At 38.1% G+C, this 14657-nt stretch carries 10 protein-coding genes and 1 pseudogene; 6 read left to right on the forward strand and 5 right to left on the reverse strand.

Features of this window, described 5'->3' with window-relative positions:
* Positions 1-59: 59 nt before the first annotated feature.
* Both ACIQZI_RS21165 and ACIQZI_RS21170 read right to left on the reverse strand, forming a co-directional pair.
* Positions 60-1742, reverse strand: a complete 1683-nt coding sequence (locus ACIQZI_RS21165; RefSeq protein WP_403077014.1) for an MFS transporter — start codon at positions 1740-1742, stop codon at positions 60-62.
* A 320-nt stretch (positions 1743-2062) separates the two neighbouring features.
* Positions 2063-3505: a polysaccharide deacetylase family protein gene (locus tag ACIQZI_RS21170; protein WP_403077017.1), complete on the reverse strand. Its 1443-nt coding sequence runs from the start codon at positions 3503-3505 to the stop codon at positions 2063-2065.
* Positions 3506-3717: 212 nt separating this feature from the next.
* Between ACIQZI_RS21170 and ACIQZI_RS21175 the strand changes: the two are divergent.
* The 4 genes and pseudogenes from ACIQZI_RS21175 to ACIQZI_RS21190 form a co-directional block, all read left to right on the forward strand.
* Positions 3718-3873 (forward strand): annotated as a pseudogene (locus tag ACIQZI_RS21175) (RNA polymerase subunit sigma-70); the annotation flags it as partial.
* A gap of 24 nt (positions 3874-3897) precedes the next feature.
* Positions 3898-4470 (forward strand): polysaccharide deacetylase family protein, encoded by a 573-nt coding sequence (locus ACIQZI_RS21180; RefSeq protein WP_403077019.1) that lies wholly within the window; start codon positions 3898-3900, stop codon positions 4468-4470.
* A 149-nt stretch (positions 4471-4619) separates the two neighbouring features.
* The gene (locus ACIQZI_RS21185; protein ID WP_403077160.1) at positions 4620-4730 is read left to right on the forward strand and encodes a hypothetical protein; all 111 of its coding nucleotides are present in this window, start codon (positions 4620-4622) and stop codon (positions 4728-4730) included.
* 316 nt (positions 4731-5046) lie between these two features.
* A complete protein-coding gene (locus ACIQZI_RS21190) occupies positions 5047-6351 on the forward strand; it encodes a sensor histidine kinase (RefSeq protein WP_403077021.1) in 1305 nt (434 codons plus the stop codon).
* 133 nt (positions 6352-6484) lie between these two features.
* Here ACIQZI_RS21190 and rluF read toward each other — a convergent pair whose 3' ends face one another.
* The gene (gene rluF / locus ACIQZI_RS21195; protein WP_403077024.1) at positions 6485-7192 is read right to left on the reverse strand and encodes a 23S rRNA pseudouridine(2604) synthase RluF; all 708 of its coding nucleotides are present in this window, start codon (positions 7190-7192) and stop codon (positions 6485-6487) included.
* 257 nt (positions 7193-7449) lie between these two features.
* Between rluF and ACIQZI_RS21200 the strand changes: the two genes are divergently transcribed.
* Positions 7450-8814, forward strand: a complete 1365-nt coding sequence (locus ACIQZI_RS21200; protein WP_062186665.1) for an MATE family efflux transporter — start codon at positions 7450-7452, stop codon at positions 8812-8814.
* 141 nt (positions 8815-8955) lie between these two features.
* Here ACIQZI_RS21200 and ACIQZI_RS21205 read toward each other — a convergent pair whose 3' ends face one another.
* Positions 8956-9576, reverse strand: coding sequence for a GyrI-like domain-containing protein (locus ACIQZI_RS21205; protein ID WP_403077163.1), 621 nt, complete (start codon positions 9574-9576; stop codon positions 8956-8958).
* Positions 9577-9804: 228 nt separating this feature from the next.
* Between ACIQZI_RS21205 and pulA the strand changes: the two genes are divergently transcribed.
* Entirely contained in the window at positions 9805-12690 is a 2886-nt protein-coding gene (gene pulA / locus ACIQZI_RS21210; protein ID WP_403077027.1) for a type I pullulanase, read from the forward strand.
* Positions 12691-12748: 58 nt separating this feature from the next.
* Here the strand turns inward: pulA and ACIQZI_RS21215 are convergent, their stop codons facing one another.
* Positions 12749-14554, reverse strand: a complete 1806-nt coding sequence (locus ACIQZI_RS21215) for a carbon starvation CstA family protein (protein ID WP_403077030.1) — start codon at positions 14552-14554, stop codon at positions 12749-12751.
* Positions 14555-14657 lie beyond the last annotated feature (103 nt).

Here is a 14657-nt window from a genome sequence, read left to right on the forward strand (position 1 = left end):
TAAAAACACGATGAAGGATTTAATCACTTCATCGTGTTTTTATTGATAATAGGATAAGGTTACTCCAGTCCCTCAATCACTAGATCTTTCGCAGGCAAGAATTCTTCACCGGTCTCTAAGTAGGTAACGTTTACCTTGTCTCCTTCTTTTAAGTAGATGGATTTTGGGCTTTTTTCAGAAGAAATGATATAGCTTTGTTGGTTGTTTAATAAAAAAGAAACAACAGTAAAGTCTCCAGCCCTTTCTTTATACACTCGTATCACGGTTCCACTTAATTGCTTTTCCTCTGCTTTGGAGCTTCCGTCAACTGTTCCTCCACCTCTTTGCAAGGCTGTTTTATATTGTCTTAATGCTTCGTTTGGAGTGATTCCATATACAGAAATTTCCGGATTAGCTGCTGATACGATAAAGTAATTTTGCAGAAAACCGTTAGAATCAAGTACAGGCGTTAGCCAGCTTGCTTCTCCGTAAAAGTTATAAAGAACAGACATCTCCCCATGCCATTTCTTTTCAATGAATTTCTTTTCGATAATTTGCAAAGCTCCCTGTGAATCCATGTATGATTCTTCAAGATTACCCGTATAGTACGTCGCTTTTCCAGTTCTTGAGTTGGTAAGTGAGTAGCCGAGCATGGAATCCACGCCTTCTTTTGGGCTGGTGAAATCAGTGAAATAATACATATCGCCATCTTCACTGAAAATTGGCGTTACATTGGACTCAGTTCCTTCGTCTGAAGGGAGTTTCACGTCTTGTTTACCAAATTTACTATTCCAAAATCCATGGACATAGTTCCCAAAATAGCTGTTTTGTAAGCTGACTACTTCAGGTGAAACAGCACCATCTATAAACTCGGGAACATCAGCTAAATTATACGCTTTTGCTTCACCATCTTTAGGATTTACTACGACAAGACCTTTGACGGAAAATCCATTGCGGGCAGAAATAAATTCGCCGAACGAACGGATATAATAAGGTTTTCCCTCATCGTCAATCTCTAATTGTGCATCCCCATAAAAGATATGTTTTGGATATTGCATCCGAATATGACGCTCAATGTTTTTATCAAAATAAGAGGAAGGAGTGAAAACCATTTCTTCCTTTACGAATTTAGGGTTAGCTGTAGAATCAGTAGCGCTTAAAGTAAAATAGCCAGGAGTTTGTTCTCCTTTCCACCATTTGAAAATTCCCGAAAATTCAACGGGCGCAATATAGACATAATCCTCGTTTACCTTTTGGATTTGTAGGCTTCCAAGCTCGTAATAGCTTGTATTTGGGACTTGGCCAAATGCCTTTCTCATTTTATTGCGTGCAAATTGTGGTGGAACACTAGCAGGTGTTGCTTTCTCATCGAACGTTTTGATTTCTGTTTTCTCTGCCATTTTTACCTTGTCATATTTTTCATCTGCATTAAACAGACCTGCCGTTAGGAAATAGGCTGCGATGATGAGACATCCAACGAATAGAACGGATTTAATTATTCTTTCCTTACCAGTTGCGAGTACTGCTCCTACAGCGGTGATAATAATTGCCAACAGCCATAAAGAAGATAGGTTTCTATCCAGATTAGTTAGATAGTAGAATGAAAACATAATGAGTACTAACAAGATCACCACAGCTATCAAAAAACCACCTTTTAGCTGTTTATCCTCTTTTTCACTTGATTTTTTGCGTTTGTAAATAGGTAAAAGAATCAGTGAAGACACGATCCCGATAATAAGTGTAAATAGAAAGATGTTACCCATAAAGCATCCCCTTTTAAAGTTAGTTGTCCTATTACTTTATCAATTAATACGAATAACCTAGAGAAAAAGATTCATGAAATTATAATACGAAGGTTTCACGTTTGTAATTTGTGACTCCTACTGCTCATAAAGTGTGCCCTACCCGAAATACAGTCTATATTGTGTGGAGCATTTGTACGGTCATTCACCTTCCTTAAACAAGCCAAAAAACCCCCGCCTACAATAAAATCTGGGCGGGGGTTTTTGACCTTACTATTTTATCGTGCGACATAGTTTGGCAGGAATATGTACAGGCTCTGGCTTGGAAACATGTGCCTTAATCATCCCTTACTTGGTATAGCCTCTTGCCGCTGTTTCTTCACTTCTTCGAGCTCAGAAATTGTCACTAATTGATAATCTTGTGCTTTAAGCTGTTTAATGATTTCAACGGCAGCTTCAGCACTCGTAGCATAAATATCATGCATAAGGATAATCTTACCGTCCGCAACCTTGCTTAATACTGACTGAACAATTTGGTCTTTGTTTCGTAGCTTCCAATCTTCTGGATCTATATTCCAGAGGGAAACGCCCATTTCCCCTAAGCATTGATGAACACTGTCGTTAATCGCTCCATAAGGCGGACGAATATGAATGGGTTCATAACCACTTACTTTTTTAATAATTGCTTGAGTGTCCCACACTTGATGTTTGACCTGTTCTTCAGTCAAGCGGGTCAGCTGCGGATGATCCCAAGAGTGATTGCCAACCTCGTTGCCTTCCTCAAGCATTCTTTGAATGATTTCTGGATAGTATTGAACGCGACTTCCGAGTACAAAGAATGTGGCGTGACTGTCGGAATCTTTCAATGCATCGAGGATTAAAGTTGTTGGTTCTTTACTTGGACCGTCATCAAAGGTAAGAGCGATAACTTTTTTAGTAGGGTCAATTCCACTTGGCTTTGGAAGTTCCGTCACAATATGAATGGGTGGAGCTTCCTCAATCTTGTTTTTGTTCGTTTTGGTGTTTTTGTAAGAATCTTTAAGAATGGAATCAAATACAGCCTTTTTAATAGCAATTGATTGTGTTTTAGAATAACCATTTGATCCTAGAAATGGCTGGAAGTACAAGACAATGGTATCTCCAAGTATAGAAAATTGGCTAAAATTTTCAAGCTTCGGTTCAGTTTTCGCTTTTAAAGTCTCTGATTCTGCAAGTTTTTTACTCTTCTTCAATTCGGTAAAAGCAATCATCGATAGACTGTTCAGATAATCACTATTTTCATAGAAGATATCTTGTAATGAAATCAGTCTTTGTGATGGAAGATCAAAGGTAAATGTTTGGATTGACGGCTCTCCTAATTTACCACCAGTAAATTGATATTCATTAAATAGAATGGTTATCGTTTGTTCACTATAATGCGTGATATCGTATGTGATTGTTAACTCAGTTGAGGTTTCCTTTGGGATCTTTTTCTGTGCAATCGCTTGCTGATAGTTGGCGATCTCTTCATTTACATAAGCCTTTAAGGTTTGATCAATCTCTTTTATTTGTAATGTAGGATAATTAACTGAATATCCCCCATGAGTTTGGTCTTTAATCAATGTTTGCATTTCTACTGTCGGATACTTTGCATCTGTAAAAATTTCTGTCTCTTTTTTTACTGTGGCTTGCGCTCTTTCAGAAATAACATATCTTATGGATAATACTAGTACGAATATACATGCTAATAACGTAAAAACACGTTTAAATTTGATTCTTTTTAATCGGTTCATTTTGATTTTCATATTACGAGTCCCCTTATACTATCAGTCTATCAGATAGACGTTTGAAGGAAAAGATTTGTTTCAGGAAACTACAAATTTCTTACTTTTTTAACATGTAAATTTTACTAATGTTTTTTTATTGACGGTACAAACCTTTTTAGATTTTCACACGTTTATCCAATGTAACATCAAATGGTACGTACCAACTTCAAGAAAAGGAGCTCTTTCATGTAATGATTCAGGCTATCCGTCAATTACTTATCACAACAATTACTGAAAAAAAGGAAAACTACTACCGGCTAGCTTTTAGCTATGTAAAAAATAAAGATGACGCCCTTGATATTATTCAAGAATCGATTAAAAAGGCATTACTCTCTGGCGACAAGATTAATGGATTTAGGAGGGCATAGAAGGTGGACAAAGATTTAGAAAAATTAAAAGATCGTTATATGATACCTATTCCAGAGGAGTTAAATGATGTTATCAATCGTGCGCTTCAAACTCCCGTTAAAAAGAAGAAAGTAGCATATAAATGGTCAATAGGTATAGTCGCTGCTGCTATTTTGTTAATGACAACGGTCAATTTGAGTCCTTCAGCTGCCAACGCGATGTCAGATATTCCGATTATCGGCAAGGTCATTGACGTAATTACGCTCCAGGAACGGAAAGAAGAGAAGGATAACCATGCAAGCGTGGATATTAAAGTACCCGAGATTCCTGGTTTGGACAATTCAGGTCTGGAAGCTTCATTGAATGAAAAATATATTGAAGAAAGTAAGCAATTGTATCAAGAGTTTACAAACACGTTGGCAGAACTTAAAGAAGGAGAAAATACAAATATGGCTGTCACTAGTGGGTATGAAGTACTGACTGACAATGATACCATATTCTCAATACGCTGCTATAACGTCATTACCCAGGCATCTTCTTCTACAGAAATGCAGTTCGATACAATAGATAAAAAAATCAAGTCTTACTCACCTTAAAAAGTTTATTTAAAAATGACAGCTATGTAGATGTACTAAGTGAAAATATCATAGCTCAGATAGCTGAGCAGATGAAAGCAGATCCGGTAAGATTTGAAAAAATTGATAGAAATTAAAAGTTTTACATTAATAAACAGAACAATTTAGTTATTGTCTTTGATCAATTTGAGGTAGCACCAGGCTATATGGGCTCAGTAGAATTCATCATTCCGACAGATGGAATTATGGACATTCTTGTCGGGAAAAAGTATATTAACTGACCATCCCATGGCTAAAGGCAAGCTAACTCCCTACTAGGGATTTATCCCGCATTAACGAGCAGTAAATAAAACCCTCACTGATTGAAGTTTCACTTTATCGTTGGGGAAATATGTAATATTTCAATGGAAGGATAGGTGTTACTATTCCTTCCATTATTGCGTTCTACTTTCCCTTGGATATTTAGAAAAGCCTTCTTTTATTATGTAACCCTTTAAAATATAGTAGAATAAACGTACGATATCATTAAGTTGATATAAGGCAGTTTCACTTTATCTACTCTAGAAATCCATAATAAAGGTTGGAAAAAACGTTCATATGAAAAAAACAAAAGTAAAATTGATTTTTGGATTGGCACTATTTTTAGTCGTATTCTTCACAGGTGTGAATATACTTGCATCTTATTTTACTATTAAAAAGACGATAGAAGAATCGATTGCTGTCCACAATGTAGAGAGAGCAAAGAGCATCGCTGCTTCTATGGATATAGAGTTGTACAAGAAGTTTCTTGAAAATCCAGTAAAAGGGAAAGAATATAATGCGCTTAAAGAATACTTTGATGACGTGAGAGAAAAGATTGGTGTTTTGCATCTCTATTCACTGGCGGTTGATAATCCTAGAATATCGAGAGTCATGGTAGCAGGAATGCCAAATTCAGAAAATGTAGAAATAGGATTGGTGTGTACCGTTCCAGAAAAGCAGGTTGCACAAGCATATAAGGGGGAAGCGTTTTATACGAGCGTTATTAATGATCCAGTATTTGGACAATATCTTACCGTCGGGACACCTATTATTGATAACCAAAAAGAGATCATTGGCTTTCTAGCTATTGATATAAGTACAGAAGCGCTCAATCATATCAGTGAAAATGTATTAAAGAATAATTCACATATGCTGATTTTTAACGGATTGTTCGTAGTAGTTTTACTTTTATCCTTTTTAATCATCGAAAAGTGGTACCAAAGGGAGTTAAAAAAAGAAGTGGGCGAAACAGAAGTAACATATCAATCGGAGTTCCGTTCTTTAATCTCTTCTGTGCAGTCTTTACGACATGACTTTTCTAACCATATCCAAGTCATCCACGGTTTGTTGAAGCTAGGCAATCAAGAAAAAGCTCTAGAGTATTTAGCACATCTCTTTAAAGAAGTACATGCGATTGAAAATATTAACTTGAATGTAAACAACCCAGGTTTATCTGTATTAATGGAAACAAAAAAGCTTACCGCAGAAAACCATACAATAGAAATCGAGTTTGATATATCCAATGATTCATTCTCAAACATTAAGTCGACTGATTTGATAAAAATTCTGTCTAATTTAATTGATAATGCGATTGAGGCCACAATTGAACTTCCAGAACCCGATCGGAGAATTAAAGTAGCCTGTAAAGTAAGTAACAGCCAATACTTATTTGAAGTGAAGAACACTGGACCTGCTATGAATGAAAAGGTGATAGAGAATATCTTTGAAAGAGGCTTTTCAACGAAGAAAGAAAAGGCAGGCAAGATAAGAGGACAGGGGTTATTTATTGTAAAAGAAATTGTCAAAAGATATGATGGACAGATCAATTTTCATGTGATGGATCGTGAAATAGTTGTTACATGTAATATACCTAAGTCATAATCGTGAAAGAGTCTCATAAGGGTCTGACCTCGCACTCTAAATCAGTATGTAGTGTTTCATACACTTATCTTATACGGTATTTAGTTGTTGCGGGGTCTGACCCTTTGTTTTTGGGACACCCTTTTTTGTAGAATTATCGTTTTCGAGGCGTGTAGTTGAGCTCAGAAAATAATTCTTCCTTTTCAGCCTTAGTGAGATCACGCCACTGTCCTACTGCAAGCCCACCAAGCTTAATATTCATGATACGAATTCGCTGCAAACTTACTACTTGATAATCAAGAGCAGAGCACATACGGCGAATTTGCCGATTTAAGCCTTGTGTCAGTATTATTTTGAAACTGTTTTTAGAAAGTTGAATGACTTTACATGGAAGAGTCTTCGTATCTAATATATCTACGCCTGAAGCCATATTCCTTAAGAATGAGTCGGTGATTGGCTTGTCTACTTGTACAATATATTCTTTCTCATGTTTGTTTTCAGATCGTAGAATTTCATTTACGATATCGCCATCATTCGTGAGCAAGATTAACCCTTCTGAATCTTTATCAAGTCTCCCTATATGAAAAATCCGCAATGGGTGGTTCACGAAGTCAACAATATTCCCTTTAATATGTTTTTCCGTCGTGCTCGTAATGCCTACTGGTTTATTGAGAACAAGGTATACACTTTGTTGTTCAATGATAACCGGTTTCCCATCCACTCGCACATCATCACCTGGCTCAGCCTGGCTGCCTAGCTCAGCTGTTATACCATTAATTGTCACTTTTCCTTCAGCAATCCACTTATCGGCGCCCCGTCTTGATGTAATCCCTGACTCACTAATATATTTGTTAATTCGCAAAAGTACGCACACCTTTATATTTAGATTTGTGATTCTAAGATAACGCAAATACACGTCTTTGCACAAGGAAGTACGTAAGAATCTTCAATTTCGACCCTATTCCTACAAAAAAGGGTATGAGTTAATATGGAAATAATTATTTTTTGGAAACATTTCAAAAAATAGGTGTATCTGCAATTGAACTGTGATACGATACTATTTGTTTTAAAAAGTATATAGAGTAAGAAGGTGAAATTTTGGTTAAAAATTCAACGAAGATGCAGAAGGATTTTAATCTATTCTCTCTTACATGGCCTATTTTTTTAGAGATTTTTCTATTTATGTTAATGGGGATTGTCGATACGTTTATGTTGAGTGCAATTTCTGATGATGCTGTTTCTGGTGTAGGTGCTGCCAATCAATATCTCCATATTGCCATCCTTATCTTAGAAGTGGTTGGTAATGGTGCTGCCATCGTTATTGCTCAGTATATCGGTTCAAGAAAAATTCTGGAAGCTGCTAAAATATCAGCAATCGCAGTTGTCCTTAATTTAATAGTCGGTATCATGATAAGCATTGTTTTTGTTTTTTATAGCGAGAGAATGATGCAAGGTTTGAACTTATCAGGTGATATCCTCTTTTATGCACAAAGTTATTTAAAGATTGTTGGAGGAGCCATTTTCCTACAAGCAATTATTAATTCATTGGCTGCCATTATTCGCGTTCATGGTTTCACGAAGGAAGCGATGTTTGTTTCACTTGGGATGAACGTGATTCATATACTAGGAAATTATGCACTCATCTTCGGGAAATTTGGTTTTCCTGAGTTAGGTGTTCAAGGTGCGGCTATATCTTCAGTCATTAGCCGATTTCTTGCGCTGCTTGTATTCTTTTGGCTTCTGTATCGAGTGATGGAAGTTCGCGTGAGGCTGGAGTATTATTTCACTTTATCATGGGAGTACATTCGTAAAATACTACAAATTGGTTTGCCATCTGCCTTTGAGCAAATTATGTATCAAGCATGTCAAATCGTGTTCTTATATTATGCAACCTATCTCGGTGCTAGCTCGCTAGCAGCAAGACAATATGCTACAAACATCTCTATGTTCATTTACTTGTTTGCTATGGCAATTGGGATGGGAACAGCAATTATAGTAGGTCGTTATGTCGGTGGAAATCGGAAAGATGACGCGTACTTTCGGGTGTGGAAAAGCGTCCAGTGGGCATTAGCCGTTACGTTTTCTATGGTAGTAATTGTTATTCTACTTCGAAAACCATTGATGGGACTGTTCTCTGATGACCCTGAGATTATTCGAATGGGTGCAAGTGTCCTCTTACTAAGTATCCTGCTCGAAACGGGTCGTACGATAAACATCGTTCTGATCAATTCATTGCGTGCATCAGGAGACGCCAGATATCCAGTCTTGATAGGTGCGCTTTCAATGGTTGGAATGAGTCTCCCTCTAGGATATTTCTTTGTCTTCCATCTTGATCTTGGTTTACCGGGGATTTGGCTTGCGATTGCAGCTGATGAGTGGACACGGGCAATCATCATGTTTTTCAGGTGGAAGAGCCGAAAATGGGAGAAGCATGCACTTGTTAAACACGATGATCTAAAAATAGAACCAGTTGTTTCTCAATAAATATCAAACAGTCAGAGTGGGGGTTCAAAAAAGGCCTAACCCTTTTGGAACCCTCGCTCTAACTTAATGCAATGACATCGTTTAATGTTCACCATGACGCCAAATTCCCTGAGAGCTTTAGAAAAGCGCACTACTAAGTAATCAGTTCGATACCTTAAATCTTAAGACTGTTTTTAATTTTCCAAGAGATGTTTTTCGTGCATCGCTTATGTATATTTCTCGGTGTCTTTTGTCAATACGATGTACACCTTTTTCTATACTAAACTCATCCATCATGGCAAACGTCCTTGGTTCGTCATCATAACTCCCTATATGCATACATTGCACACATAACCCTTCTTTAATTTCCTCAAATGTAACTTGATTTAACAATTTTTCCGATACTTTTTTTTCTGCGACATTTTTGGCCATTATAAAGAGTTCGTTTGATACGAACTCAGGCTGCCGTATCATTAATTTATATATTAATCGATCTTTATCCAACTTATCTAATTGTCTTCCGATTTCATCCAAATCCCAAATTCCTTCTAATGGAAATACCGTGTACTCAAAATAGCCTTCCCGTGTAAATCCTTTCTTCGGCATCATTCGAATAGCATATGACAATGCGTATAATGTTTGAACAGCCTCTTTAAAAGCTTCACTGTTAGGATTGCCTTTTCCCTTCAACATAAAGTATTTCATCGGTGGAATATCTACTAATATTGGTTTGTTTTTAGGTAGATAAATTTCTTTATCTCTTTTCCGCCATTCATATTTCATTGTTGTCAATGTCATCACTCCCGATAAAGAAGTCTGTCTTGCGCTTCTACTAGTCGTTATAGCTTACAACACTAGTTCAGCTTTCTTAAACAACACGGTTACTTAACGGATTCAAGAAAAAATGGAATGTACTCTCAAGTATTTTTTAAAATCACCATATGCAAACAATGCTATTTTGACTATAATGATAATATAGAATATTCTAATAATTAGGAAGGGGGGATAACAATGGAGGTAAGAAAAGTACAAATATCATTAACGGTTATATTACTTATTCTAACCATGATTTTTTCAGGGTTTTCTGTGCAAGCGTTTGCTGACGCGGATACAACGAAAGTAACGATTCATTATCAAGAAGCAGCGAACGACAAGAAAGAGTGGGAACTTTGGATCTGGCCTGAAGGTGGAGAAGGAAAGGCCTATCCGTTTACCAGCGAAGATAAGTTTGGAAAGATTGCGGAAATCGAGGTACCTAGTGACGCAAAGCGTGTTGGCTTTATCGTTCGTACAGAATCATGGGAAAAGGATGGCGAAGAAGACCGTTGGATAGACGTTAGTAGTGGCGAGGTAGAGGTTTGGGTCAAATCAGGTGATCCTAGAACGTATATGGAGCCACCAGATGGAGAATATCGTGATTTCCCTTCCTATGAACATATAGACGTGACCATTCACTACTTCCGCTATGACCAGCAGTATCAAGGTTGGAATCTATGGGTGTGGCCAGACGGAAAAGATGGACATGAGATAGCTTTCACAGATGAAGATGAATTTGGAAAGATTGCCAAGTTGACCGTATCGGATGAAGAGGGAATTAAGAAACTCGGTTTCATTCTTCGTCAAAGCAAGGGTGGAGATGCTTGGGCAAATAGGGAATTTAATGATCGTTTTATTACGAAGTTCAATGAAGATGGCACAGCGGAAATTTGGATTACACAAGGGGTTGAACGGGTGTATTATGATGTATCGCAAATAGATCGTACGCCAAAAATCGTCAGTGCAAAAATTGATAAAATGAACGAAATTACGATAGAAACCAATTTTCCTTTTTCATTAAATGATGGAAAATTTGCTGGGTTTACATTGGGGGGAGTACAAATTAAAGAAATTCAAGCCTATAAAGAAAATGAAACGACGACAAATAGGGTAAAAATAATTACGAAAGATAATCTTGATTTGAAGAAAACATATAAAATATCGAAGCAGTTATTCGGAACCGCTGATGTGGAGATGGGAGCTGCCATTCGATCAGAAGAGTTTGACACCCTTTTTTATTACGATGGAAATGACTTAGGGAATGTATACGCCAAAAAGAAGACAGCTTTTCGTCTTTGGGCCCCTACAGCTAGTGAAGCTAAGCTTGTTACGTATGATAACTGGGACGATCAAGTTGGTAAAGAAATAGCTATGAAGCAAGCCGAGAAAGGAACATGGAAACTTGAAATACAAGGGAACCAGGATGGCTTGATTTATACGTATAAAGTGAAGATTGGCGATAAGTGGACCGAAGCAGTCGATCCGTATGCACGTGCTGTTACGGTAAATGGTGATAAAGGTGTGGTCGTGGACTTAACAAGTACAAATCCAAAGAACTGGTCGACTAAGAAACCAGCTCTGAAAAAAGCGGAGGATGCTATTTTTTATGAGTTGCATATTCGTGATTTATCGATCCAAGCAGAAAGTGGAATTAAGCATAAAGGGAAATATTTAGGAGTCACTGAACTTGGTACAAAGAGCCCGCAAGGTGTGAAAACGGGACTTAGTCATATTAAAGACCTGGGTGTGACTCATGTTCAATTTATTCCGATGTATGATTACCACACCGTTGATGAAACAAAGCTGGATGTGCCGCAATATAATTGGGGCTATGACCCGAAGAATTACAATGCACCAGAAGGCTCTTATTCAACGAATCCATATGAACCAAAGGTACGAATTAAGGAAGTAAAACAAATGGTTCAAGCCCTTCATAAACAGAACCTTCGCGTTGTCATGGATGTTGTGTATAACCATATGTATTCCGTTAGTGAATCGAATTTCCACCAATTAGTTCCAGGTTATTATTTCCGTTATAATGAAGACGGAACATTAGCGAATGGAACCGGAGTTGGCAATGATACAGCATCTGAACGAAAAATGATGCGTAAGTTCATCGTTGATTCAGTCACTTACTGGGCAAAGGAATATCATCTTGATGGTTTCCGTTTTGACTTAATGGGGATCCATGATGTTGAAACGATGAATGAAATACGTAAGGCCTTGGATAAAATTGACCCAAGTATCATTGTTATTGGTGAGGGCTGGGACCTAAATACTCCGCTTGCTGCTGAGAAGAAGGCAAACCAAAAGAATGCAGCTGCGATGCCGCGAATCGCTCATTTCAATGATCGTATTCGAGATGGCCTAAAGGGAAGCGTATTTGAAGAGCGTGATGCAGGTTTTGTAAACGGTAAATCGGGACTAGAGGAAACGATTAAGAATGGTATTGCCGGAAAAAGCATGGACAGCTATCTTGATCCGGAGCAAGTTGTTACGTATATAGAAGCTCATGACAACCACACACTTTGGGATAAGCTTGCATTGACGAATCCTGAAGCCTCAGAAGTGGAGCGGAAACAAATGCACAAGCTTGCTTCATCAATCATTTTAACCTCACAAGGAATTCCATTTATTCACGCTGGTCAGGAATTTATGCGTACAAAAGGTGGAGACCATAACAGCTATAAGTCATCAGATGCTGTCAATCAACTTGATTGGAAGCGGAAAGCGGAATATTACCAGGAAGTTGAGTATATGAAAGGACTTATTCAGTTAAGGGAAAAGTATCCGGCGTTTCGCCTTGGAACAGCGGAGGAAGTTCAACAACATTTAACCTTCTTGGAAGCACCGAAAAATGTTATTGCCTATACTTTAACAAGTCCGGAAAAAAAGTCAAAAACTGAACTAACTGTTGTTCATAATGCAAACAAGCAGGCTATCCATTTTAGTATTCCAAACAAAGGGAAATATTCTCTGCTTGTAAACGGGCAAAAAGCTGGGACAAAAGCATTAGCGAAAATCCAATCCAATGAAATCACAGTGCCTGCATTAAGCACTTTCGTGTTGGAAACAAAGTAAATGTAGAATAAAGTAGCACCCCATTTTAGGTTGTTTAAAATGGGGTGCTACTTTATTATTAGGAAGCTTCCGTTTTGGAACGTTCTACAAGTACGGTTTGCGGAATTTTCCATAGTTGAATCCACTTGGTAATGGAGGAAATTATGATCACAAGGCCAAGGACTAACATAATGATGGAAAGAGCGCCATTTAATACACTGTAACCAGCATTTTCTGTATTTAAGTAAACATTCGTAACCATCCAGTATCCTGCTACGTTAACCGTTACATACAGGTAAGCAAGTGGGATTAGGCATGTCAACATATACCAACGCTTGTCTGCAATCTTGAGGACCACTGTTGCACCGATAATAAGACCGATAGCAGCCATTAATTGGTTCGATACTCCGAAAAGCGCCCAGATGGAACTAATATCACCGGAGAAAAGGAGATATCCCCAGATAAAGCAGGCTAGCGCACTTGCAAAAATATTAGCAGGTAGTGAATCTGTCCGTTTTAACGGTTTAATGAAGTCCCCAAGGAAATCTTGGATAAGATAACGTGAAACTCGTGTTCCTGAGTCGATGGCAGTTAAAATAAAAACAGCTTCGAATAGAATAACAAATTGGTAGAAGTAGGACGCCATTTTCTCGAAAATTGGAATTTCCGTGAAGATATACGTCATCCCGACAGCAAGTGTAACGGCTCCACCCGTTCTTCCTTCGAGATCCATCCCAACTTCTTCACTCAGTTTATCAAGATGTACCGTTTCCATACCTAGTGTTGCATATTTCTCTGGTGTTGAGTTGATTGCGAAATAATCTCCTGGTTGCAGGGAAACTGCGGCAATTAAAGCCATAATCGCTACTAAACATTCAACAAGCATGGCGCCAAAAGCGACACCTTTAATGTCACTCCAACGATTAATCATTTTCGGTGTTGTACCAGAACCAACGAATGCATGGAAGCCTGAGATTGCTCCACAAGCAATCGTAATGGAGATGAATGGCCAAACCGGCCCAGCGATAATGGGTCCACCGCCATTAATAAATTCCGTAAATGCTGGGAATTGAACAGCTGGGTTTACATAGAATACGCCAAGGATTAATGCTGCGAATACACCAATCTTCATAAATGTACTTAAATAATCGCGAGGCGCCAGCAGTAACCAGACTGGTAAAGCCGCAGCAAAGAAGGCATAGATAGGGAGAATAAGAGCAAGTGTGCTTTTTTCAAATGTTAATAAATCGCCAAAAGCTGTGCCTTGGATGTTTGGCCCAAAGATGATAGCAGCCATAATAAGAGCAAAACCAACAATCGTCGCACCTTTTAAGTTGCCTGTTTTTTTATGATACAGACCAACCCCCATTGCAATCGGAATGGTTATTCCAACAGCGAATGTTCCCCATGGATTTCTTTCTAATGCACTCAAAACAACTAATGATAGACCTGCCATTGTAATGGTGATAATGAATAACATCGCTAAACCTGTACAAAATCCCGCCACAGGACCAAGTTCTTCTTTTGCCACTTCTGATAAGGATTTTCCATCTCTACGCATGGAAGCAAAGAGAACAACCATATCGTGGACAGCTCCACCGACTACTGCCCCAATCAGCAACCAAAGTAATCCAGGTAAATAACCAAACTGAGCAGCCAATATTGGGCCAACTAACGGACCCGCTGCAGCAATCGCCGCAAAATGATGTCCAAACGTAACCCATTTATTTGTGGGTACATAATCTTGTCCATCTTCTAATTTATGGGCTGGTGTTGGCTTTGAATCATCAAGTTTCAAGACCTTTGCTGCCATGAATGTACCATATAAACGGTATACAATTAAGAGTGTACAGATAGAGCCAATAACGATTGTAATCGCATTCATTTTCCTGTTCCCCCATTCCTTTGTCCTCTACTGCCATCATACTAAATGAAAACATAAATTAGAGCGTTTTCATTTTGAAATACAAAAATAGAAAGTTGAGTTG

The organism is Peribacillus sp. NPDC096379 (assembly GCF_044762875.1).
Taxonomy (GTDB): Bacteria; Bacillota; Bacilli; order Bacillales; family DSM-1321; genus Peribacillus.